This window comes from Breoghania sp. L-A4 (assembly GCF_003432385.1).
Lineage (GTDB): Bacteria > Pseudomonadota > Alphaproteobacteria > Rhizobiales > Stappiaceae > Breoghania.
On record NZ_CP031841.1, the window covers coordinates 3,875,937 to 3,899,460 of the forward strand.

The 23,524-nt window shown below is 65.8% G+C and carries 20 protein-coding genes and 2 pseudogenes; 10 read left to right on the forward strand and 12 right to left on the reverse strand.

Going from position 1 to position 23,524, the window contains the following annotated elements:
• Positions 1-8: 8 nt before the first annotated feature.
• Positions 9-931 (reverse strand): annotated as a pseudogene (locus D1F64_RS17740) (dihydrodipicolinate synthase family protein).
• Positions 931-2,658: an L-arabinonate dehydratase gene (gene araD, locus D1F64_RS17745; protein WP_117413498.1), complete on the reverse strand. Its 1,728-nt coding sequence runs from the start codon at positions 2,656-2,658 to the stop codon at positions 931-933. The pseudogene D1F64_RS17740 and the gene araD overlap by 1 nt, the downstream one beginning before the upstream one ends.
• Before the next feature lie 246 nt (positions 2,659-2,904).
• Between araD and D1F64_RS17750 the strand changes: the two genes are divergently transcribed.
• The 4 genes from D1F64_RS17750 (at position 2,905) to D1F64_RS17765 (ending at position 7,058) form a co-directional block, all read left to right on the forward strand.
• Positions 2,905-3,954, forward strand: a complete 1,050-nt coding sequence (locus D1F64_RS17750; protein ID WP_117413499.1) for an ABC transporter substrate-binding protein — start codon at positions 2,905-2,907, stop codon at positions 3,952-3,954.
• 85 nt (positions 3,955-4,039) lie between these two features.
• The gene (locus D1F64_RS17755) at positions 4,040-4,459 is read left to right on the forward strand and encodes a tripartite tricarboxylate transporter TctB family protein (protein ID WP_117413500.1); all 420 of its coding nucleotides are present in this window, start codon (positions 4,040-4,042) and stop codon (positions 4,457-4,459) included.
• Between the two features lie 11 nt (positions 4,460-4,470).
• On the forward strand, positions 4,471-5,961 hold the full coding sequence (locus D1F64_RS17760) for a tripartite tricarboxylate transporter permease (RefSeq protein WP_117413501.1): 1,491 nt from the start codon (positions 4,471-4,473) through the stop codon (positions 5,959-5,961).
• A gap of 62 nt (positions 5,962-6,023) precedes the next feature.
• Positions 6,024-7,058 carry a LacI family DNA-binding transcriptional regulator gene (locus D1F64_RS17765; RefSeq protein WP_248304500.1) on the forward strand — a complete coding sequence of 345 codons (1,035 nt, stop codon included), beginning with the start codon at positions 6,024-6,026 and terminating at the stop codon, positions 7,056-7,058.
• Here D1F64_RS17765 and D1F64_RS17770 read toward each other — a convergent pair.
• From D1F64_RS17770 to D1F64_RS17805, 9 genes and pseudogenes are all read right to left on the reverse strand, one after another.
• Positions 7,055-8,518, reverse strand: a complete 1,464-nt coding sequence (locus tag D1F64_RS17770; RefSeq protein WP_117413502.1) for an amidase — start codon at positions 8,516-8,518, stop codon at positions 7,055-7,057. The two genes, D1F64_RS17765 and D1F64_RS17770, sit on opposite strands and share 4 nt — an antisense overlap.
• Before the next feature lie 258 nt (positions 8,519-8,776).
• A pseudogene (gene hydA, locus D1F64_RS17775) lies at positions 8,777-10,169 on the reverse strand (dihydropyrimidinase).
• Complete coding sequence (locus tag D1F64_RS17780; protein WP_117413503.1) at positions 10,166-11,077, reverse strand: polysaccharide deacetylase family protein; 912 nt, start codon at positions 11,075-11,077, stop codon at positions 10,166-10,168. Before D1F64_RS17780 ends, hydA begins: the two are co-directional and overlap by 4 nt.
• 10 nt (positions 11,078-11,087) lie before the next feature.
• Complete coding sequence (locus tag D1F64_RS17785; protein ID WP_117413504.1) at positions 11,088-11,825, reverse strand: aspartate/glutamate racemase family protein; 738 nt, start codon at positions 11,823-11,825, stop codon at positions 11,088-11,090.
• Between the two features lie 18 nt (positions 11,826-11,843).
• Positions 11,844-12,644, reverse strand: a complete 801-nt coding sequence (locus D1F64_RS17790; protein WP_117413505.1) for an ABC transporter permease — start codon at positions 12,642-12,644, stop codon at positions 11,844-11,846.
• Positions 12,641-12,871, reverse strand: coding sequence for a hypothetical protein (locus D1F64_RS23935; protein ID WP_205470524.1), 231 nt, complete (start codon positions 12,869-12,871; stop codon positions 12,641-12,643). The genes D1F64_RS17790 and D1F64_RS23935 overlap by 4 nt, the downstream gene beginning before the upstream one ends.
• Positions 12,868-13,482 carry an ABC transporter permease gene (locus D1F64_RS17795; protein WP_205470525.1) on the reverse strand — a complete coding sequence of 205 codons (615 nt, stop codon included), beginning with the start codon at positions 13,480-13,482 and terminating at the stop codon, positions 12,868-12,870. Before D1F64_RS17795 ends, D1F64_RS23935 begins: the two co-directional genes overlap by 4 nt.
• The gene (locus D1F64_RS17800; protein WP_117413506.1) at positions 13,479-14,576 is read right to left on the reverse strand and encodes an ABC transporter ATP-binding protein; all 1,098 of its coding nucleotides are present in this window, start codon (positions 14,574-14,576) and stop codon (positions 13,479-13,481) included. The genes D1F64_RS17795 and D1F64_RS17800 overlap by 4 nt, the downstream gene beginning before the upstream one ends.
• 37 nt (positions 14,577-14,613) lie before the next feature.
• The gene (locus D1F64_RS17805; RefSeq protein ID WP_117413507.1) at positions 14,614-15,660 is read right to left on the reverse strand and encodes an extracellular solute-binding protein; all 1,047 of its coding nucleotides are present in this window, start codon (positions 15,658-15,660) and stop codon (positions 14,614-14,616) included.
• Between the two features lie 204 nt (positions 15,661-15,864).
• Between D1F64_RS17805 and D1F64_RS17810 the strand changes: the two genes are divergently transcribed.
• From D1F64_RS17810 to D1F64_RS17835, 6 genes are all read left to right on the forward strand, one after another.
• Complete coding sequence (locus D1F64_RS17810) at positions 15,865-16,587, forward strand: GntR family transcriptional regulator (protein ID WP_117413508.1); 723 nt, start codon at positions 15,865-15,867, stop codon at positions 16,585-16,587.
• A 336-nt stretch (positions 16,588-16,923) separates the two neighbouring features.
• Positions 16,924-17,604, forward strand: coding sequence for a GntR family transcriptional regulator (locus tag D1F64_RS17815; protein WP_117413509.1), 681 nt, complete (start codon positions 16,924-16,926; stop codon positions 17,602-17,604).
• A gap of 59 nt (positions 17,605-17,663) precedes the next feature.
• Complete coding sequence (locus D1F64_RS17820) at positions 17,664-18,695, forward strand: TRAP transporter substrate-binding protein (RefSeq protein WP_117414695.1); 1,032 nt, start codon at positions 17,664-17,666, stop codon at positions 18,693-18,695.
• A 66-nt stretch (positions 18,696-18,761) separates the two neighbouring features.
• Entirely contained in the window at positions 18,762-19,316 is a 555-nt protein-coding gene (locus D1F64_RS17825; protein WP_117413510.1) for a TRAP transporter small permease, read from the forward strand.
• Between the two features lie 7 nt (positions 19,317-19,323).
• Complete coding sequence (locus tag D1F64_RS17830; RefSeq protein ID WP_117413511.1) at positions 19,324-20,619, forward strand: TRAP transporter large permease; 1,296 nt, start codon at positions 19,324-19,326, stop codon at positions 20,617-20,619.
• The gene (locus tag D1F64_RS17835) at positions 20,616-22,031 is read left to right on the forward strand and encodes an amidase (protein WP_117413512.1); all 1,416 of its coding nucleotides are present in this window, start codon (positions 20,616-20,618) and stop codon (positions 22,029-22,031) included. Before D1F64_RS17830 ends, D1F64_RS17835 begins: the two co-directional genes overlap by 4 nt.
• 30 nt (positions 22,032-22,061) lie before the next feature.
• On the opposite strand, the gene D1F64_RS17840 is transcribed toward D1F64_RS17835, so the two are convergent.
• On the reverse strand, positions 22,062-23,513 hold the full coding sequence (locus D1F64_RS17840) for a gamma-aminobutyraldehyde dehydrogenase (protein ID WP_117413513.1): 1,452 nt from the start codon (positions 23,511-23,513) through the stop codon (positions 22,062-22,064).
• Positions 23,514-23,524: the final 11 nt, after the last annotated feature.

Consider the following 23,524-nt stretch of genomic DNA (forward strand, 5'->3'; position numbering starts at 1 on the left):
TTTCTTCCCTACTTCTTTCCCGCACGCTGAACGGCGCCGGGCATGATCTGGTTGAGGAACTGGTCCAGCTTGGCCTGTTGGGGAGCGGTCAGGGGCCAGGCGGAGGGCGGGCGCGTCGGGCCGCAATCGATGCCGAGCGCCTGCAGCGCCGCCTTCACGCCCGTCACGTTGGCGCCGTTCATCTCCTCGGCGCGGATATCCTCGAACGCGCGCATGCCCTCGATCAGCGTGTTGGCCGCCGCGTAATCGCCCGCCTCCAGCGCGGCGTGGATCGCCACGGAGCGCTCCGGCCAGACGTTGATGAGACCGGAGGTGAAGCCGCGCGCGCCCACCGCGTAGAGCGGCGGCGCCCAGACCTCCGCGAGGCCGCCGACCCAGACGATCGACGGATCGCAGGCGGCGATCGCCGCCGCCAGCTTCAGGGGATTGGGCGTCGCCCATTTCACGCCCTTTACCCCCGGCAGGGCGCAGAGTTCCGCGATCCAGCCGGTGCCGATCGCGTCGTTGCGCAGATAGAGCATGATCGGCAGGCCGCCGCCGGCGTCGCTCACGGCCTTGACGTAGTCCACCGTGCCGCGCGGCGAGACGAAGGGATCCGGCGGCTGGTGGATCATCAGGGCGGCGGCGCCCGCCTCCGCCGAGGCCTTCGCCAGCCGGCAGGCATCGCGGACACCGCGGCCGACGCCGGCCAGCAGCGGCGCGCGGCCGTCGACCAGCTCGGCGACGGCGCGCACCATCGTGCAGGCCTCATCGGTGGTCAGCGCGTAGAATTCGCCCGTGTTGCCGTTCACCACCGGGATGTGAACCCCCGCCCCCAGCGCCCGGTCGATGACCGGCGCCAGCCGCTGCGGCGCGATCTCGCCGTGGGCATCATAGGGGTGACGAGAATGCCGGAGATGCCGGCCAGCGCCGTGTCGAGATCATGTGTCATCAGAAGATATCCGGTTCACCGGCGGCCTGTCCGAAGCCGCGTTCAAGGAAATCGAAATCGCAGCCCTTGTCGGCCTGGGTGACGTGACGCGAGAACATGTAGCCCCAGCCGCGCTCGAACCGAGGCGCGGGCTCCGTCCATGCCGCCTTGCGGCGCGCAAGCTCGTCGTCGTCCACCAGCATGTCGAGCCGGCGGTTGGGCAGGTCGAGGCGGATGATGTCGCCGGTCCGAAGCAGCGCCAGCGGCCCGCCGATGTAGCTCTCCGGCGCCACGTGCAGCACGCAGGCGCCATAAGAGGTCCCGGACATGCGCGCGTCGGAGATCCGCAGCATGTCCCGGTGCCCCTGCTTGATCAGCGCCTTGGGGATCGGCAGCATGCCCCATTCGGGAAACCCGGGCCCGCCTTTCGGACCGGCATTGCGCAGCACGAGCACATGATCCGGCGTCACGTCGAGGTTCTCGTCGTCGATCGCCTTCTTCATCTCCGGATAGCTGTCGAACACGAGCGCCGGGCCTTCGTGGACATGATATTTCGGGTCGCAGGCGGCGGGCTTGATGACCGCGCCGTCGGGGCACAGGTTGCCGCGCAGCAGCGCCAGTGAGCCTTCGCGATAAACCGGGTTGGACAGCGGCCGTATGACGTCGTCGTTGAAGACCTCGGCGCCCTCGAGCGTTTCGCCCAGCGTCCTGCCGGTGACCGTGATCACCGAGGTGTCCAGTCGTTCCTCGATCTGCTTCATCAGGGCGCGGAGGCCGCCGGCGTAGTAGAAGTCCTCCATCAGGTAGTCCTTGCCCGCCGGGCGGATGTTGGCGATCAGCGGCGTGGTTCGGCCGAGCTCGTCGAGATCGTCCAGCGTGAAGTCGACGCCGGCGCGGCGCGCCATCGCGATCAAATGCACCACCGCGTTTGTGGAGCAGCCGGTCGCCATGGCGACGATGGCCGCATTGCGGACAGACGCGTCGTTGAGGATCCGATCCGGGGTCAGATCTTCCCAGACCATCTCGACGATCCGCCGGCCGCAATCGCTCGCCATGCGCTGATGGCCGGAATCGGGCGCGGGTATCGACGAGGCGCCGGGAAGCGTCAGCCCCATGGCATCGGCGATGGCGGTCATGGTCGAGGCGGTGCCCATGGTCATGCAGGTGCCGACCGAACGCGCGATGCCACCCTGGATTCCGAGCCACTCCTCGTCGGAGATGTTTCCAGCACGGCGCTCGTCCCAGAATTTCCAGGCGTCCGACCCGGATCCGAGAACCCGGCCGGCGTAGTGGCCGCGCAGCATCGGGCCGGCGGGCATGAAGATGAACGGGACGCCGGCGGTGATCGCGCCCATGATGAGGCCCGGCGTGGTCTTGTCGCAGCCGCCCATCAGGACCACGCCGTCCAGCGGATGGGCGCGGATCATCTCCTCCGTCTCCATGGCCAGCATGTTGCGGTAGAGCATGGAGGTGGGCTTGGTGAAGCTCTCGTCGACCGACAAAGCCGGCATCTCGACCGCGAAGCCGCCGGCCTGCAACACGCCGCGGCGGACGTTTTCCACGCGCTCGGGAAAATGGCCGTGGCAGGAATTGAGCTCCGACCATGTATTGAGAATGCCGATCAGCGGCTTGTCGCGAAACTCCTCTTCCGAATAGCCGAGCTGCATCATGCGAGACCGGTGACCGAAGGAGCGAAGATCGTCCGGGGCAAACCAGCGTGCGCTGCGTAAGTCGGTGGGCGCCTTCATTCGGTCTCGTTCCATGAGTGTCTCTCTGACTGATGCAAACTTTCATTCATGTATGCGTATTCATAAATTTCTGTCAATCCTAGGATCGAAATTGTTTCGTGGACGAATTTCGCCGCAACAAGCCCTGTTGACAGCAACTCTCTCTGCATGTCATTAAATGTATGCGCATACATTAATTGGGCGGCCGGAACACGGCCGTGGGAGACGGCTGGCCGGCGCGCTGCCGGCCCAATCGGGAGAGAAACCATGAATTTGACCAGCAAGCTCATTGTCGCCGTGGTCGGCGCGGCCGCGCTGACGGCAACAAGCTTCGCCACAATGGCGCAGGAACTGCCGCGCAATGTTCGCCTCGTGATCGGCTCGAAGTCGACCGGCGGCGACACCTACCAGAACTCGGCGATCGTCGCGGAGGCTCTGGCGGACAAGCTCGGCATCAACATAAAGGTGGATGCCGTCGGCGCCACGGCGGCCTTCAAGGCGCTGCAGCGCGACAGCCGCGGCAACACACTGATGATCTTCCACGACCAGTCCTACCTGGGCGTCCTGTATGGCCGCGAGGGCTATGACGATCCCTTCGCCACCTACAAGATCGGCCCGACCGTCGCCATCAATCCGGGCAACGCCTATCTCGTTCCGAAAAGCTCCAAATACCAGTCAATGGAAGACATTTTCGCCGCTGCGGCGGCCGGCGAGAAGGTGCGCGTCGCGATCCAGCCCGGCGGAGTTTCCGAAATCGGCTTCTCGGCGATGAAGAATGCCGCCAAGGTGCGATCCCCGGGATCGGAGGAGAACATCGTCGCGGTCAACACCGGCTCGCAGTCCGACAAGAACCAGGCCATGTGGGACGGCCTCGCCGATGTGATCAACGGCTCCATCCAGGCCAACGAGCAGTTCACGCAACTGCCGGCCGACGACCTCAAGGCGATGCGCTTCATCTGGATCACCGCGCGGCCGGCCACGCTGGAGCAGGCCCCCGAGCAAGGCATGGGCAACACGACGCGCGACGACATGCTGAAATACGCGGCCCCTGCCGTCGACGTGACGCTCGACGGATCCGAGAGCTTCACTTTCGACAAGGAGTTCTTCTTTCTCTACAACAAGGACATGGACGACGCGATCGTCGCGCAGATCGACGGTGCCCTGGCAGACGTCTTTGCCGCAGGCGACATCCAGAAGCGCCAGAAGGCCTCGTTCTTCATTCCGAACTTCCTCCCCTCAGGCGAGGCGAAGGCGCACCTTGAAGCCAAGGCCGACACCTACAAGAAGGTGATCAGCGACATCACCTCGGGAAACTGACGGCAACGACCCTATCGGGCGCGGCTCCCAGGGGCCGCGCCTTCTGCCCTGATCTCAGGGAGGCCCAAATGTCAGGGAGGGATCAATGGGCGACTTCACGAAAGTGACAATCGATTTCGAAACGTCACATCTGCTTTTTCCGATCATCATCGCCTGCATACTCGTGGCCCTCGGCGCCGCCATTGTGCTGCGCGAGCAGGTGCGCATCGCCGGCGCAGCGCCCTACTGGGGGCGCATCTTCGCGGACATGGACAAGGCGCGCTTCTTCGGAACGATCGGCCTGACGCTCGCGTATTTCTCGCTCATGGTGCCGGTCGGCGACGTCTGGCCGAACACCGGGCTCGGTTTCCTGCTGTGCTCGGTTCCCTTCGTCTTCCTGACCGGCGTCCTGTTTCTTCATGAGCGCAGCGTGCGCGAGCTGGCCTCCATTGCGGCCGTGGCCCTGATCGTCCCGAGCTTCGTCTGGTGGCTGTTCACCGAAATCTTCTTCCTCACGCTCCCCTGAGGTCCACGCTGATGGAATTCTTCGAATTCATCTCCCCGCTTTTCCTGTCCCTGGCCATCGGCGGAACCCTGGTCGGCATCGTCTTCGGCGCCATTCCCGGCATGACGGCGACCATGGCGGTGGCGGTCTGCCTGCCGCTGACCTATCCCCTCGGCCTCGAAAACGGGCTGGCGCTGCTTCTGGGTCTTTATGTGGGCGGCATTTCCGGCGGTCTGGTTCCGGCGATCCTGCTGAACATTCCCGGCACCCCCTCGTCGATCACCACGACATTCGACGGTTACCCGATGACACAAAGGGGCGAGGGAGAGCGGGCACTCAAGATCGGCATATGCTCGTCGTTTGTCGGCGGCATCCTGTCGCTGATCGCGCTTTATCTCTTTGCCCCGGCGCTCGCCGATTTCGCCATCCGTTTCTCCTATGTCGAGAAATTCCTGATCATCCTGTTCGCGCTCAGCGTCATGGGGGCATTGTCCTCGAACATGCTGATCGGCATTTTCTCGGGCTTTCTCGGCATCTTCATCAGCCTGATCGGCGCCTATGACGTATCGTCCGGCGGCAATGGCAAGCACCGGCTGATCCCGCCCGGCCTCGACTACTGGCTCGACAGCGGTTTTTCGCTGCTGCCGGTGCTGATCGGCCTGTTCGGCCTCACCGCGATCCTGTGCGAGGCGGAGCTCGGCGTGCCCAAGGGTCTGTCGCGCGACGAGGTGCGCATCGGCAAGAGCTCGCGGTTTTCGCTTTCGGTCTTCAAGGGACAGATCGTCAACCTGATCCGCTCGTCGGGCATCGGCACGTTCGTGGGCATCCTGCCCGGCGTGGGCGGATCGGCGGCGTCGATCCTGGCCTACACAAGCGCGAAGACCTTCTCGAAAACCCCGGAAGCCTTCGGCAAGGGCGAGCCGGCGGGCATCATCGCGTCGGAATCGGGCAACAACGGACTGACCGGCGGCGCGCTGGTGCCGCTGCTGTCGCTGGGCATTCCCGGCGACTCGACGACGGCGCTGCTGATCGGCGCCTTCACCCTGCAGGGCGTGCAGGTCGGGCCGCTTTTCATCGGCAACAACCCCGGAACCTGGAACGCGATGATCTTCGCGATGATCGTCGCCAATGTGGCCATGTTCGTCATGATGTTCTACGCCATCCGCTATGTGGCGCTGATCGTCACCGTCCCCAAGTACATCCTGTTTCCGGTCATCCTGATGATGTGCGTGATCGGCGCCTACACGATCAACTACGGCATCATGTTCGATGTCTGGACGCTGGCCATCTTCGGCCTATTCGGCTGGCTGGCCATGAAGCTGAGGCTCGAGGTCGCGCCCTTCATCATCGGCTTCATCCTGGGACCTTCCGCCGAGGTCTATTTCGTCAAGAGCCTGGAATCCTTCGGCGACCTGACGGTCTTTTTCACCAAGAGCTGGATCGCAGGTGTGCTGTGGGTCCTGATCATCGGCTCTGTCGCCGGCTCCGCCTTCATCTCCAGCAAGACGAAGGGTGCCGAATAGTCGGGCTGGCCAAACCCGATACCCGCCTGTAAGGGAAGTCCGATCCACAACCGGTAGTGCGCATGGAACAAGTGAAACCACGGCGGGCGAAAGGCGGGCGCACCAGCGGCCGGGTCACCATGGCGACCGTCGGCCGCATCGCGGGTGTCTCGCAGGTCACGGTTTCACGCGCGCTGAGCGAACCCGACAAGGTGTCGCCCGCGACGCTTAAGAAGATCCAACAGGCGATCGAGGCGACGGGCTTCGTGCCCAACGCGATCGCCGGAGCCCTGGCCTCCAAACGCAGCCACCTGGTGACGGCGCTGGTGCCCTCGCTGACCAACATCGTCTACTCGTCCTTCGTGAAGACGTTCAGCGAGCGCATGCGCGAATTCGGCTATCAGATCCTGCTGTCGGAAACCGGCTTCGATCCGCGCGACGAGGAAACTCTGATCGCCGCCCACCTGTCCCGGCGGCCGGACGCCATGCTGCTGACCGGCATTCACCACTCCGCGCGCTCGCGCCAGATGCTGCTGGGCGCCGACATTCCCGTGGTCGAGGTCTGGGACATGACAAGCACGCCCATCGACATGTGCGTCGGCTTCTCCCATGTCGAGGCCGGCCGGGCCGTGGCGGATTTCGCACGCGAGCTCGGAGTCGAGCGCGCCGCCACGGTCACCGCCAACGACGAACGGGCGGCGCGGCGGCGCGACGCCTTCGCCCAGCGTTTCCTGCAGGCCGGAGGACAGAGTGTTGAGGCGTATGATTGCGACGGGCCGGCCAGCATCGCGGCGGGGCGCGGCGCGCTGAAGGCGCTCGTCGATGAGAAGGGGTTTGCCTCCGGCGTCATCTTCTGCAGCTCCGACGCGCTGGCGCACGGCGTACTGATCGAGGCCCAGGCCCGCGGCATCGCGGTTCCCTCCGAGATCGCGCTCATCGGCTTCGGCGACCAGGAATTCGCCGCCCATCTGGAGCCGCCGCTGACCACGGTTCTCGTCGACCGCGAGCGGCTGGGGCACGCGGCGGCGGACGCCTTGCTGGAGCGCATCGAAGGCGGAGAAGCCCCCGCGGCGATGGTCGACCTCGGCTTTCAGATCATCCGGCGCGGCTCGGCCTAACGCGCATCAGTGCGGACCGGCACCGGCGGACGCCGGCCGAACCAGGGGCGCGCGCGCTCGAGATCGGCGCAGAGCGACATCAGCATCTCGTCCTCGCCGAAACGCCCCGCCAGATGCGCACCCACCGGCAGCCCTTCCGCGCTCCAGTGCAGCGGCACGGACGCCGCCGGCTGACCGGTGGCGTTGAACGAGGCGGTGAAGGGCGAATAGTTGAAGATGCCGTCCGGACCCAGCCGGTAATCGAGATAGCTCTCGCGGGTGTGGGCAAACCGGCCGATCCGGGCCGGCGGCTCGGCAAGCGTCGCGGTGAGCAGCGCGTCGTAATCGACAAAGAACTCCGCCATCTCCCGGCCGTACATGTGGATCTTCTCAATCGCCTCGAGATAGGCGTCGCCCGAGATCGTCTTCGCGTGCTCGCAGGCGCTCAGCGCCACATTCTCGAGATCGCCCGGCAGCAACGCGCGGCCCTTGGCGGCCAGCGCCTGACGCACCCAAAGCGTGGTGCCGCAGGCGACGATGTCGGTCCATGCACGCATCATACCATTGGTGTTCGCGTTGAGCGGACGGGCCGACTCCACATGGTGCCCCAGGCTTTCCAGCAGGCGCGCCGCATCCTCGACCGCCGCGCGGCACTCGGGATCGATCGGATCGCCGGTCAGCGTCGTCGTGCACAGCGCGATCCTGAGCGGCGCGCAGGATGTCTTGGCGGCGGACATGAAGCTGTCGCGCATCGGCGGCGCGCAATAGGGCGCGCCGAGATCGCCGCCAGCGGTGAGATCGAGCAGCAACGCGGTGTCACGGACGCTGCGGGTGAGAAAGCCTTCCGTCGCCATTCCGGCCCAGCCTTCGCCGGCATAGGGCCCCTCGGGCAGCCGCGCGCGGGTCGGCTTGAAACCGAACAGCCCGCAGCAGGAGGCCGGAATGCGGACCGAGCCGCCGCCATCGGATCCATGCGCAGCCGGAACGATCCCGGCCGCCACCACAGCGCCCGAACCGCCTGACGAGCCGCCCGGCGTGCGGTCGAGATTCCACGGGTTGCGTGTCGGGCCGCCATAGACAGCCGCCTCGGTTGCAGCCCCCACGCCGCCTTCCGGCGCCGTGGTGCGACCGAAGACAACCAGGCCGGAGGCCAGAAGCCGGTCGATCAGGGTGGAGTTTCGCGGATACCGGATACCTTTCAGCAGGACGGAGCCGTTGTTTGCGGGAAAATCGACTGCCTCGCCGCCGAGATCCTTCAACAGGAACGGCACCCCGGACAGCGGTCCTTCCGGCGCACCGGAAACCGCGAGACGCCGCGCCGCGTCCTCTTGCAGCATGGTCAACGCGTTGAGCTGCGGGTTCAGCGCATGGGCGCGTGCCAGCGCGGCGTCGAGCAGTTCCGCCGCGCTGACCTCGCGCCTGGCGACAAGCCCGGCAAGGCCGATGGCGTCAAACGTCTCGTATTCGGCAAAACCCCGCATCGCGCGACACCCTTCCCGCCAGCGCCATCGCCGGACCGCCCCATGCATATCCGGGCCGGCCGATACAGGAAAGCGAAGAGGCGCGCATTACAGAGCCAATCGGTCCTGGGACCGAAGCTCCCCGAGCCGGATGCGCCACCGAGGGGCGCCGGGTTTGAGGCCGCCCAAGCACCTCAACATCAATTCGCTTGTGATCGTGCCGGTCAGCCAGTCGTGGCGCGGCTGGCAGAGCACCCGCGACGCCGGCTGAGAAGGGGCTCAGGCGACCGGCTTGGCGCGCGGCACGTGACGGCCGGATGCTGCGGCACTCACCATTGCGCCGTCACGCACGACCGTGCGGCCGCGCACCATGGTCAGGACCGGCCAGCCGGTGACCTCGATCCCCTCGTAGGGCGTATAGTCCGCGCCATGATGCAAGCATGACTGGGAGATGGTGACGGATTTCTCCGGGTCCCACAGGGCGATATCGGCGTCCGACCCGATGGCGATCGTGCCCTTGCGCGGATAAAGCCCGTAAAGCCTGGCGTGGTTGGTGGACGTGAGCGCCACGAAGCGCTGCAGATCGATGCGGCCCTTTTTGACCCCTTCGGAGAACAGGATCGGCAGGCGCGTCTCGACGCCGGGAATGCCGTTTGGAATCCAGCGGAAGCTCGTCTCGCCCTTGGGGTGCTTCTTGCCCGCGGTGTCATCAAAGCGGAAGGGGCAGTGGTCGGAGGAGAACACGTCGAAAATCCCCTGCTCGATGCCCTCCCAGCAGGCGGCCTGGCTGGCGGTGTCGCGCGGCGGCGGTGAACAGACGTTCTTGGCGCCTTGCGGGATGTCGAGGTCCTCGGCGGTGAGCACCAGATACTGCGGACAGGTCTCGCCGAAGATCTTCAGCCCCGGGCTCTCGCCCGCGCGATCTCCTCCATCGCCTCCCGGTTGGAAACATGCACGATGACCAGCGGCACGCCCGCGATTTCCGCAAGGCTGATGGCGCGGTGCGTCGCCTCGCGTTCGACCGGGATCGGACGGGTGGAAGCGTGGAATTTCGGCGCGGTGTCGCCGGCCAGCTCCGCGCGATCGCGCAGGAAGCTGATCGCATCGTCGTTTTCCGCGTGGATCATGGCGCGCGCGCCAGAGAGCTTCGCCGCCGTCATGGTGTCGAGGATCTCGCGGTCGCTCAGCTTCAGGCCCTCGTAGGTCATGAACATCTTGAACGACGTGTAGCCCTCTTCCGCGAGCGCCGGCAGCTCCTGCCCCAGCACCTGCGGCGTGGGATCGGAGACGATCAGATGAAAGCTGACATCGATGTGGCACTGGCCGTCGGCCAGCCCGTGATACCAGCTCAGCGCGTCGCGCAGGCTCTGACCGCGCTCCTGAAAGCAAAAGGGCATCACGGTGGTGTTGCCGCCAAAGGCGGCCGAGCGCGTGGCGCTGTCGAAATCATCCGCCATGACGACGCCCTCGCCGAGGGCTGGGCGATGTGCACATGGCTGTCGATGCCGCCGGGCATGACGAGCTTACCGGCCGCGTCGATGACCTCACGCGCATCCGACAGGGCGTCGGCGATGGCGACGATTCTGCCGCCGCCAATGCCCACGTCGGCGCGATAGGTGTCGGAGGCGGTGACGACCGTGCCGCCTTTCACGATGGTGTCGAAGGTGCTCATAAGGCGTCTTCCTGCTGTCCAACCGTCTCAAGCCAATGCCGCGCGATGTCCCGCCTCGTCGCGACCCATGCGCCCTGCCTGGCGGCGATGTGCTCGAGGAACATTGCCAGCCCGCCAATGCGCGCGGGCCGCGCGATGATCCGCAGATGCAGGCCAACGCTCATCATGCGCGGCGTCTCCGTACCCTCCTCGTGCAGCCAGTCGTAGGCGGCGATCAGGTAGCGGCCGAACTCCGCGCCGTCGCGAAAGCCGTTCGGCAACTGGAAGCGCATGTCGTTGGTGTCGAGCGCATAGGGCATGATCACATGCGGCGTCGCCCCGGCCTCGACGATCCGCGGCAATTCGTCATCATAGGCGTCGCTGTCGTAGAGAAACCCGCCATGCTCGATGAGCAGATCGCGGGTGCGGGGGCTGGCGGCCGTGCGGGTGTGCCAGCCGACCGGCGGCACACCGGCAACGGCGCCCAGCGCGTCGACGGTGCGCGCGATGCGCTCGCGTTCCTCCGCCTCGGTCAGGCCCTGATGCCCTTCCCAGCGCCAGCCGTGCGCGGCGATCTCATGGCCGCGATCCACCGCATCGCGGAACAGCCACGGATAGAAGCCCGCCGTCTCGCCGGTGGCGCTGAGGGTCGCCGGAACGCCATGCTTTTCCAGAAGACGCGCGATCCGCCAGTAACCTACGCGCGGCCCGAAGTCGAAATGGCTTTCCATGGCCACATCGGGATGGGGAAAGGGGTCCGCCGTCATGTCGAAGATGCGGTCGTTGACCGCGTCGCCGCGGCGGACCGAATATTCCGAGCCTTCCTCCACGTTGATCACGAAGGAAACGGCGACACGGGCATCCCCCGGCCACACGACCCTGGGCGGCGTCGCGCCGTAGCCGAGATAGTCCCGTTTGTAGCTTGTCATTGCCGGGCCCTCAGTCCAGATCCTGGAAGAGGCGGCCCCAGCCCGTGACACGGGACGGATCGGCCCCGCAGACCTTCATGGATTTCCACACCGCCGTCTGCACGGTGTCATAGATCGGAATGCCCAGTTCGCGCTCCAGCTCCGCGAGCACCGGCGCCCCGATCAGGTTGGTGCAGAAGATGATGATGGCGTCCGGCTTGCCCTCGGCCGCCACTTCCCGGACCATCTCGGCGATCCGCTCCTCGGAGACGTCGGAGAAGGCGTAGTTGACCTTGAGCCCCTCGTGGCGTTCGGCGGTGCAGGTGTATCCAGCGCGGCCGTAGTTCTCGACGATCTTCTGCTGCACGTCATCGAGATAGGGCGTCACCATGCCGAACGTCTTGACGCCGGTGCGCTCGAAAATCTCGTTGATCGCCAGGACCGAGGAACAGGCGGGAATGCCCGTGCGCCCGGTGATGGCCGCGCAGAGTTCCTCGTCCCGCTCGAACCCGAGCCAGCCGGCCGACGTGCCGTTCCAGCAGATGCAGCCCACAAGGGCATCGGCGAGAAGATCGGCGGCCGCCAGCATCGGCTCGTTCTCAAATTGCCCGAGCGCTGCGTCGCCGAGCGAGATCTCGGTCACGCGGAAGCGGCCGAAATGCGCGCTGGTGTCCTCCACTCCCGAGAGCATGGCGGATGTCACGGGCTCGAGAATCGTATTCGACGACGGCGTCAACATTCCCAGGAGGTGGCGTTTCTTGGATGTCATTGAGGGTTCGCTTTCAGGTCAAAAGTCCGCCATACGGCGCAATCCGACCAGCCGGTCGGAGATGAGAAGAACGATGATGGTGAGCAGGATCAGCAGCGAGGAGATCGCCGCGATGGTGGGATCGGGCCGCACCTCCAGATACTCGAGGATCTGGATCGGCAGGGTCTTGTTGCGCGCATCCGTGAGGAAGATGGAAATCGGGTAATTGTCCATCGATGCCAGGAAGGCGAACAGGCCGGAGCTCAGGTAGGCCGGGCTGAGAACCGGTACGAGGACCTTGATGAGCGCCCTGGGATAGCTGAGCCCGAGCGTTCGCGCCGCGTCGATCAGCGTGAAGTCGAAGAGGCTCAGGCTGGCCTGCACAGTGCGCATCACAAACGGCAGCGTCACGATCACGTGCCCGAGGATGAGCCCGGTGTAGGCATCGCGGAAGCCGATCTCGCGCAGGAACTGCAGAAGCGCGATGCCGATGACGAGCCCGGGCATCATCAGCGGCGAGACGACAAAGGTGGAGATCGCCTCCCTGCCGGGAAACCGGCCGCGCACCACTGCGATGGCCGCGAGCGTGCCGAAGACCAGGGAGATGCCCGTTGAGATCAGCGCAATCTGCACCGAGAGACCGAGCGCGGGCAGGAATCCGCGCTTGTGCGCCAGCGCCTCGTACCACCGCAGCGACCAGCTTGGCGGCGGCAGGTTGAACACGGACGAGTCGGAGAAGGACACGGCGATGGTCACGAACAGCGGCGCCATCAGATAGATGGACACGGCCACCCCGATCACCCAGACCAGCGCCCTGGCGATGCGTTCGGTCCAGGTCATGTGTTCGCCCTCACCTTTCTTGCCAGCCATTGGCTGGCGATGATGACGAACAGCGAGAAGACCAGCAGGACGACGGCGACGGTCGAGCCCAGCGTCTCGTTGCGCAGGTAGAGATAGGATCGCGCGATCTGCTGCGACAGCGTCATGAAGCGCTCGCCCACCAGCAGCGTCGGGATGACGTACATGGCCAGCGCCATCGAGAAGACGAAGGCGATACCGGCGATCACGCCGGGATGGTCAGCGGCACCACCACCTTCCAGAACACATAGAACGGCCCCGCGCCGAGCGTGCGGGCGGCCTCGGGCAGACGCGGGTCCATCAGCCGGATCACCGAATAGATCGGCATGATCATGAAGGGCACGAAGACGTTGACCGCGCCGAAGATCAGGCCCGTTTCGGTGAAGATCAGCCGGATCGGCTCATCCGTCAGGCCGATGGCCATCAGCGCCTGGTTCAGCACCCCGTCGCTACGCAACACGATCGTCCAGGCGAAGGCCTTGACCACGATGCCGACGGACAGCGGCAGGATGAGCGAGATCAGCAACACGCCCTGAACCCACCCCTTGGCCCAGGCGAGCGCGAAGGCGGCGGGATAGCCGATCAGCAGGCAGAAGCCGGTGGTCAGCAGCGCCGAGCGCAGGGTGTTCCAGATGACGTACCAGTTGAAGGAGTCGGAGAAGAACTCGACATAGGCGGAAACCGTAAAGGCTTCCGGGATCCGGAAGCTGGCGAGCAGCAACAGCCCCAGCGGCACGGCGTAGAGGACGACGAGATAGCCGACGCCCGGCAAGGCGAGCAGCCAGGTCCGGTCCGCACGATCGGTCTTCGGCGCGCTCATGGACGCTCTCCGGGAAACACAAACGTCTTGTCCGTGTTCCACACCGCCGCGAAGGTGCCGCCCGGCTCAAGACCGTCGGCCTGATCCGGCGCCAGCTCGATCGACAGGCGCTCGCCGCGGCTGGTTGAAAAATGCGCCAGCGTCCGCGCGCCGACGTAGATCCGGTCCTTGAGCACGACGGGCACGGCATTGAGACCGTCGGGCGTATCTCCGGCGGCGCGGATCGAAATGTCCTCGGGCCGCACCGCGACGACGACATCCGCGCCGGTGCGGAAATGGCCCGGTGCCGTTACCATCGCGTCCCCGACCGAGACGGCGAGCCTGCCGCCTTCGCCGCGCGACACGGTGCCTGCGAGCTGGGACGAGGCGCCGATGAAGTCGAGAACGAAGCGCGAGCGCGGCGTGCGGTAGATCTCCGAGGGCGTTCCGAACTGTTCGATGACGCCGGCGTTCATCACCGCGATGCGGTCGGACATGACCAGCGCCTCGTCCTGGTCGTGCGTGACGAACACGGAGGTGATGCCGAGGTCGCGCAGCAGCGCCTTGAGCTCGATCTGCATGCCCTCGCGCAGCTTGCGGTCGAGCGCGCTGAACGGCTCGTCGAGCAGCAGGATGTCGGGATGCGGCGCCAGCGCGCGCGCCACGGCGACGCGCTGCTGCTGGCCGCCGGAGAGCCCCGAGGGGTAGCGATCGGCAATGTCCGGCAGCTTGATCAGGTCGAGGAACCGGCTGACGGTCTTCTCCACGTCGGCGCTCTTGCCGCCGCGCGCGCGCAGGCCGAAGGCGATGTTGTCGCGCACCGTGAGATGCGGAAACAGGGCGTAGTTCTGGAACACCACGCCGACGTTGCGCTGATGCGGCGGCAATCCGGAGATCACCTTGCCGCCCAGGGTGATCGACCCGTCATCGACGGGCAGAAGCCCGGCGATCATGCGCAACAGGGTCGTCTTGCCGCAGCCCGAGGGCCCCAGCAGGGAGACGAACTCGCCCCTTCCGATGTGCAGATCCAGATTTTCCAGGACACGGGTGCCCCCAAAACTCTTGGAGACCGATTTCGCGATTAGATAATCCGGCTCGTCACGCAAGGATGTCATGCAGCATATCCAAAATCAGAAGGGGCGCAGTCAGGATCTAGGCCGCGATCTCGCGGTCGAACCGCTCGATCCATTCGCGACGGTTCTTCGACACGGCCGCCCAGTCGGGCGAGAACGCCTTGACGTCGGTCGGCACGCCCTCACCGGCGACAACCGATGTGTTGGTCGGCAGCGCGAAGGTTTCCTTGATCATCGCCGCCTGGAGATCAGGGCCGAGCATCTCGTTGATGAACGCCGCGGCCAGCTCCTCTTCCGGTCCGCCCAGCACGCGGGCGATGCCCGACGGCATCGCGCCGATGCCTTCCTTGGGCGCCGCCAGATCGACCGGCGCGCCCTCGAGCTTGCGCGGGATCGCGATGGACGAGAACGACCCGGCCAGCAGCGATGCCTCGCCCTGCTCCAGCAGATTGAAGCTCGGCGGCATCTTCGTGTAGATCGTGAGAAGATTGTCCTTGAGCTCGGCCAGTTTGCCGAAGGCGGCGTCGATGTCGTACTGCGCCTCTTCCAAGGGCTTGCCGGTCGCCAGGTGGGCCGCGAAGAACAGCGTCCAGAGGCCTTCCGTGTTCTGCAGCGACGGAATGATCACCTTGCCCTTGTAGGCGGGATCCCAGAGCGCTTCCCACGAGGGGACGTCCGAGGCGGCGCCGGTGTTGAAGGCGATGCCGCACCACGGCTGCTGGTAGTTCGCCCACATGCCGTCCATGTGAACGGCACCGCCCTTGATCGCGGACATGTTGGCGATCTTGCCCGGCTCCAGCTTCTCGATGAGATTTTCCTCGACCGCGAGAATGAGCACCGGATCGTCCATCATCACGACGGAGAGATACGGCTTGTCCTTGTTCGACCGCATCTTCTCCAGGTTCACCGAGGATTTGGTGCCCTCGAGAATGATCTTGCAGTCGTATTTGGCTTCAAACAGTGGCAGCACGGCCTTTTCCATCCAGCCGACATGGCCGCCGGCGCAGCCGACAACCATTTCCCTGGGCGCGGCACGCAGGATGGACGGCATGGCGAGCGTGCCGGCGACGGCGCCGGCGCCAAGCTTGATGGCGTTGCGGCGTGTGATAAGCGTTTTCTGGGTCATCTGCTCTTTGCTCTCTCTACTTCGTGGACGGACTTGGGAGGATCAATGCAATGCGCGGGCCATAATGTGCACATTTATGAATTCGGCTTCATTGCAATGCGTTGGGGAGCTGGCCGATACTCGTTGCAACGCTGATTCCGATTTTTTGTGCACATTTTTTTGCAGTAATGTGCACATTATTTCGCCAACCTTGCAGGATTCACCGTGAGCGAACGCAAACCACGCGCCGGCAAGGCCGACCCGGAAACGGACGAGGCGGTGTATCTGGCGATCTCCGAGGCGATCATGGACGGGCGGCTGAAGGCTGGCACAAAGCTGGCCGAGCATCGGCTGGCGGCGATCTTCGGTGTCTCGCGGGAGCGCATCCGCAAGGTGCTGCACCGGCTCGGAGCAGAACGCCGCATCGAGATGATTCCCAATCGCGGCGCGCGGGTTCCCCGCCCCTCGCTCGACGAAATCCGCGCCGTCTACGAGGCGCACCGGGTCCTCGAGGCCGGCGCGCTGGTGCAGCTCGTGCGGGTCCTCGACGACGCCATGCTGGCGCGCCTGGACGCCCACCTTCTGGAGGAGCGCGCGGCGGCGGAAAGCGGCGACCGGGCGGCCTCCGTGCGCCTGTCGGGCGCCTTCCATCTCCACGTCGTCGACGCGCTCGACAATCCCGAATTGTCGCGCTTTCTCAGAGACCTGCTCAGCCGCTCCTCGGTGATGGTCTCCGTCTACGAGCCGGCGAGCCAGTCGATCTGCGCGGTGGAGGAACACCGCGCCATCGTCGAGGCGCTGCGCGCGCGCGACGCGGCCCATGCCATCGATCTGTCGCGGCATCATTTCGAACATATCGAACAGCGCATGCGGCTGGTGTCGCACGACAGCCCGTCCAGCGATCTGGACGCCGTCTTCGCGTCCGTCACGGGTCAGACACACACCTGACGGCGCAGGCGCGGCGTGCGCCGATGCGCCTTGCGCGATTGACAATGTCCCCTGCGATCCGTGCATTCCACCCTCCGTGCGCCGACGCACGCGCCGAATTCCGGCTGTGCGCATTGCCATCGCAATGGCCGTGCCAAGCAGTTGCGGCGGCAAGAGCGCAACTCCAACCGTTTGAAATTCCTACGTTTTCCGGACCGCTGCCGGCGGCATGGCGGCGCCATGCGGTGTTCATTCGATATGAAATACTGTATTTTGTATCCAATTTGAGCATAGGAGATTGATTTTTAGGCAAAGTTTCCCGATAGAATTGTCTCCGGAACAGATAGAATCGGCGCCATGAGCGAGCACACGAGAAAAATCCGCAGCCCCGGCATCCGCCGCGCGCCGATGCACACGGAGGTCGCCGAGCACCTGCGCCAGCTGATCATCGATGGCGATCTGGCCGAGGGCGAACGCATCATCGAGGCCGATCTGAGCGAGCAGCTCAACGTCTCCAGAACCCCCTTGCGCGAGGCGATCCGCATGCTGGCGCGCGAGGGGCTGGTGGAGCTGCTGCCGCACCGCGGAGCAAAGGTGGCGAAGGTGAGCGCGGCGGAGATGCGCCAGCTCTTCGAAGTCATCTCAAGCCTCGAGCGGCTCGCAGCGGAAATCGTCGCCAAAGACGCAAAGCCCATTGAGATCAAGCGCCTGCGCGCCCTGCACGACCGCATGGCGCAACATTTCCAGGCGGGCGAGCGGCGCGAGTATTTCGCCCGAAACCACCAGATCCACCTGAAGATCGTCGAGCTGTCGGGCAATCCGATCCTGATCGAAACCCATGCCGCGCTGATGATCCGGGCGCGGCATTTCCGCTATCAGGCGCTCGCCGGTCAGGATCGCTGGAACGAGGCCATGGCTGAGCACGAGGCGATCATGCAAGCCCTGGAGAGCGGCGACAGCGAGCTGGCCGGCAGGCTTTTGAAGGACCACGTCGCACGCACCGCCGCGGTGGTCGAGGCCTCCATCCTGACGCTCTGACCGGCCACGTGGCACGCCCCTTGCTCATGAAGGGTCCGTCAACCACCGTGGAGAGCTTCATGCGCACCTCACTCGCAGCCATCACCCTGGCCGCCCTGCTCGCCGGCACAGCCCAGGCCGAGACGATCGAATTCAACGTGCTCGGCCAGCCCGGCAGCACCGGCCTGATCCAGAAGAACAAGGAACAGCCGTTTTTCGAAACCTTTGCCGAGAAGACCGGGCTGGACGTCAAGGTCAACTTCCAGCCGCTCGACGTCACCGGCATCAAGGGCGAGGAGGAGCTGCGCGTCATCAAGGGCGGGCTGTTCAACGTCGTCTCGCTGCGCCTGTCGCAGATCAGCCGCGACGAGCCCACCATCCTCGGCCTCGATCTCGTCGGCCTGAACCCGACCTATGCCGATGCCAAGAAGTCGATCAGCGCGTTCGAGCCGATCGTCGACAAACGCCTGCAGGAGAAGTTCAACACCAAGCTGCTCGGCGTCTGGCCCTTCGGCCCGCAGGTGCTGTTCTGCAAGCCCGAGATCAAGACCCTCACCGACCTGAAGGGCTACAAGGTCCGCGTCTACGATCAGAACCTGGCCAACTTCATCGCCTCCGTCGGCGGCATCCCCGTTCCGCTCGGCTTCTCCGAAGTGCAGCAGTCGCTGGCGCGCGGCGTGGTCGATTGCGCCGTGACCGGTCCGAGCTCGGCCAACTCCGCCGCCTGGCCGGAAGTCACCACCCATGTGCTGCCGCTCGCCTTCCAGGTCGCGGTCAACGGCTACGGCATCAACCTCGACACATGGAACAAGTTCTCCGCCGAGGACCAGGCCAAGATCCAGGCCGCCTTCGACGGGTTGATCGACGAGATCTGGACCTATTCCGAGGAACTCTTCGACGACGCCATGCGCTGCAACGTCGGCAAGACGCCGTGTGAGCTGAACAAGCCCTACGAGCTGGTCGAGGTGCCGATCTCCGAAGGCGACCTGGCGCTGGTGCAGAACGCGGTCAAGGAACTCTCCTACCCGTCCTGGGCCGAGACCTGCGACAAGACCAACCCGAGCTGCTCCGCCGACTGGAAAGCCACCGTCGGCAAGCGCCTGGGCATGTAGAACCATCGGCCCCGGCACAGCACGCGCCGGGGCCTCGCCGCGTCAACGATCCACCGGACCACACCCATGAACCTGTTCACGCGGGCGGTGAGCTGGGCCTTCGGGCTTCTGCTGATCGGCCTTTCGATTTTCGTCTCCCTGGAAACCGTCAGCCGCAAGCTGTTCAACTTCTCCTTCCAGGGGGCGGATGAGCTGGGCGGCTACATCCTCGCCATCTGCGGATCGCTCGCCTTCACCGTGGCGCTGATCGAGCGCGGCCACGTGCGCATCGACTTTCTGCACGACCGCCTGCCCGAACCCTTTCAGGCAGTGCTGAACTGGTTCTCCGCCCTGTTCATGGCGCTGCTCGGGCTGTTCTTCGCGCGCTACGGCTACGGCGTCATCCGCGACACGCTGGACTACGGCAGCACCGCGCCCACGCCCTGGGCGACGCCGCTGATCTATCCGCAATCGCTGTGGTACGCGGCGCTGGTGATCTTCTTCCTCGTGAGCCTCGGGCTGCTTGCCGGCGCCACCTGGAATATCGCGCGCGGACGCTTCGGCGTCGTGAACCGCCTCAACGGCCCCAAGGGCGCCATGGAAGAGCTGAGCGAGGAACTCAGCGACTTCCGCAACCGGTAGGCGCACCATGGCTGTATCCACCATCTTCATCGCCTTTTCGCTCATGCTGGCGATCATGCTGATCGGCATGCCGATCGCCGTGGTCATGGCGCTCGCGGGCATCGTCGGCGGCGTGCTGGCCTTCGGCTGGCCGCTGGTCCAGAGCATGGGCCCCGTGGTCTGGGGCGTGCAGAACGCCAACCTGCTGACCGCCATCCCGCTGTTCATCCTGCTCGGCGAGTTGCTGCTGCGCTCGGGCATCGCCGACCGGATGTACGGCGCCCTGTCACTGTGGTTCGGCGGGCTGCCCGGAGGCCTGCTGCACACCAACATCGGCTGCTGCGCCCTGTTTTCCGCCACCTCCGGCTCCTCGGTCGCCACCGCCGCGACGGTCGGCACGGTGGCCATGCCGACGCTTCGCGCGCGCGGCTACGACAGCGCCAGATCGCTCGGCAGCCTCGCCGCCGGCGGCACGCTCGGCATCCTCATTCCGCCCAGCGTCAACCTGCTGATCTACGGCTCGATGGCGGAGCAGTCGATCGGCCAGCTCTTCGTCGCCGGCATCGTGCCCGGTGCCCTGCTCACCGGGCTGTTCATGATCTACATCGCGCTCAGCCACTGGCGCAGCTACGAGAAGCCCGCGGAGGCCGTGCCCCTGCGCGTCAAGATTGCGGCGCTCGAGGCGCTGATCCCGCCCATCGTGATCTTCGTGATCGTCATCGGCAGCATCTACATGGGCATCGCCACGCCGACGGAGTCCGCGGCCCTCGGCGTGATGACCGCGCTGGTCTTTGTGATCCTCCACAAGCGCCTGTCGCTGGACTTCCTCGAACGCTGCTTCACCCAGACCGCGAAGACCACCGGCATGGTGCTGCTGATCGTCACCACCGCGTTTGTGCTCAACGTCACCCTGTCGCTGACCGGCGTCGCCCAGGCGATGACCGGCTGGATCACCTCGCTCGGCCTGAGCCCCACGGGCCTGCTGCTGGCGCTGATCGTCTTCTATCTGGTGCTCGGCATGTTCATGGACGTGCTGTCGATGCAGGTGCTGACGATCCCCATCGCGGTCCCCGTGGTCACCGCCGTGGGCATCGATCCGGTCTGGTTCGGCATCTTCGTGGTGCTGATGTGCGAGCTCGGCCTGATCACGCCGCCGGTGGGCATGAACCTCTATGTGGTGCACGGCGTGCGGCTGGACGGCGGCCCCTTCTCCGATGTGGTCAGGGGCGCCATTCCCTATGCGCTGATCATGCTGGTGTTCACCCTGCTGCTGATCGCCTTCCCTGAAATCGTGCTGTGGCTGCCAAGGACGATGTACGGATGAGTGAGCCTTGGAAGAAGACGGTGGCTGAGCTCGGCGACGCGCTGTCGAGTGGACGAATCTCCTCGGTCGACCTCGTGTCGATGTTTCTCGAGCGCATCGAGCGGCTCAACCCGCGCATCAATGCGCTTGTCACCGCCGATGACACGGCGCTCGCGCAGGCACGCGCCAGTGACGCCCGCCGCGCGGCGGGTAGTCCGCTCGGGCCGCTCGACGGCATCCCCTTCGCGGTCAAGGACAACATCCTCACCAAGGACCTGCGCACCACCTGGGGCAGCCGGGTCTATGAGGATTTCCTGCCCGGCGAGGACGAAACGCCCGTGGAGCGCCTGAAGGCGGCCGGCATGATCGTGCTGGGCAAGACCAACGTGCCGGAGTTCACGCTGGAAGGCTTTACCGACAACCCGCTTTTCGGTCCGACCCGCAATCCGTGGAATCTTGGCGTTACGCCGGGCGGATCCAGCGGCGGCTCGGTTGCGGGCGTCGCGAGCGGGCTGTTTCCCGCAGCCCTTGGCACCGACGGAGGCGGCTCGATCCGCCGGCCGTGTGGATACACCGGCCTGTTTGGCCTGAAGCCGACGATCGGCCGGGTCGCGCGGACGCACACGCTGCCGCAGGTGCTCATCGACATGGAGGTCGTCGGACCGATCACGCGGGACGTGACAAGCGCCGCGATGCTGCTTGCCGCGATCGAAGGCGCGCATCCCGGCGACCCGCGATCATGGCTGCCCGCCGAGCCCGGCCGGGAGACGCCTCTCGAGACAGCGCCTTCAGCCTTGCGCATACTCTACGTTGAACGCTTCGCGGAAGCGCCGCTCGACCCGGTGATCGCGGAGAGCACCCGCGCCTTCGCCACACGCCTGGAGGCTCTCGGCCACACGGTGACCCCGGGCGGCATGCCCTTCGACATCGGACCGCTGAACGCCGCCTGGACCAGCATCGGTCCGGCCGGGCTCGGCGCGCTGCTCGACACGCCTGAAATCACCTTCGACAAGGCGAGCCCGAAATACCGCGCCATGGCGCAAGGCAGCCGGGCCATCGGCTCGGACCGCCTCTTCGCCATCGTCGACCTGATCGCCCGCCTGCGCGAGGCGGCCGCCCGGGCATTCCGGTCCGTCGACGTGATCCTGACGCCCTCGTCCGCCGCCATGCCCTGGGCCATCGGAACCGACTTTCCGCCCGAGATCGACGGCCAGCCCGTTGGCCCGCGCGGCCATGCGATCTACACCGCCTGGGTCAACGCGATCGGCCATCCGGCGGTCAATCTGCCGGCGGCACCGGCGCCCGACGGCATGCCGGTGGGCGTCCAGCTCGTCGGCGGCCACAACCGCGACTGGCTGCTCCTGCGGCTCGCCAGGCAGATCGAGGCGGCATCCCCGTGGGCGCGGAACTGGCCGGCCATGGCATCGGACTAGCCAGCATCCGCCGCCCCGAGGACGACGGCCTCAGGCGAATTTCACCATCACGTGGCGGACGACGGAATAATCCTCCAGCGCGTACACAGACAGGTCCTTGCCATAGCCGGACTGCTTGACGCCGCCGTGCGGCATCTCGTTGGCCAGCATGAAGTGGCAGTTCACCCAGGTGCAGCCATATTGCAGCCGCGCGGCGGTCTCCATCGCCCTGGAGACGTCCTTCGTCCAGACCGAGGAGGCGAGCCCATAGTCGCTGTCGTTCGCCCAGCCGACCGCCTCGTCCACATCGGAGAACCGGGTGACGGAGACCACGGGGCCGAACACTTCGCGGCGCACGATCTCGTCGTCCTGCAGCGCGCCCGCGACGACCGTCGGCTCGTAGAAGAAGCCGGAGCCGCCCGCCATCTTACCGCCGGTGGTGATGTCGATATGGCTCTGCTCGGAGGCGCGCTCGACGAAACTCGCGACCCGGTCGCGCTGGCGCGCCGAGATCAGCGGCCCGATCTCGTTGGCGGCGTCGTCCGCCTGGTCGTAGGCGATGGAGGAGACGGCGGAGGTCAGGTCCGCCACCAGCCTCTCGTAGACTTTCGCGCCCGCGTAGATGCGGCAGGCGGCGGTGCAATCCTGGCCCGCGTTGTAGTAGCCGAAGGTGCGGATACCCTCCACCACCGCATCGACATCCGCATCGTCAAACACGATGACCGGCGCCTTGCCGCCGAGCTCCAGATGGGTGCGCTTGACCGACTTGGCGGCCGCCGTCAGCACCTTCTTGCCGGTGGCAATGTCGCCGGTCAGCGACACCATCTGCACCCTGGGATGGTTGATCAGCGTGTTGCCGACGCTCTCGCCGCGTCCGACGATCACGTTGAGCACGCCCTCGGGCAGGATATCGGCGACCAGTCTCGCCAGCTTCAAGGTGGTCAGCGGCGTCTGCTCGGACGGCTTCAGCACCACGGTGTTGCCGGCGGCCAGCGCCGGCGCGATCTTCCACGACGCCATCATCAGGGGATAGTTCCACGGCGCGATCTGGGCCACGACGCCGATGGGATCGCGTCGGATCATCGAGGTGTGGCCCGGCAGGTATTCACCCGCGGCGCTGCCGATCTGGCAGCGCGCGGCGCCGGCGAAAAAGCGGAACACATCGACCACGGCCGGGATCTCGTCGGCCAGCACCGCGTGGTACGGCTTGCCGCAGTTGAGCGCCTCCAACGCCGCGAACCCCTCCGCCTCCGCCTCGATGGCGTCGGCGAGCTTCAGCAGATAGCCGGAGCGTTCGCCCGGCGTCGTGCGCGACCAGCTGGCGAAGGCCTTTTCGGCCGCCGCGACGGCTGCGTCGATATGCGCGGCCGACGCCTCCGGCATCTCCAGGATGGTGGCGCCGGTCCTGGGTGCCAGCACCTGCTCGGCCTGTTCGGTTCCGGCGACAAAGGAGCCGCCGATCAACATTTCCGTGTCGTTCACATGCGTTGCGTTGCTGGGCATTGCGGATCTCC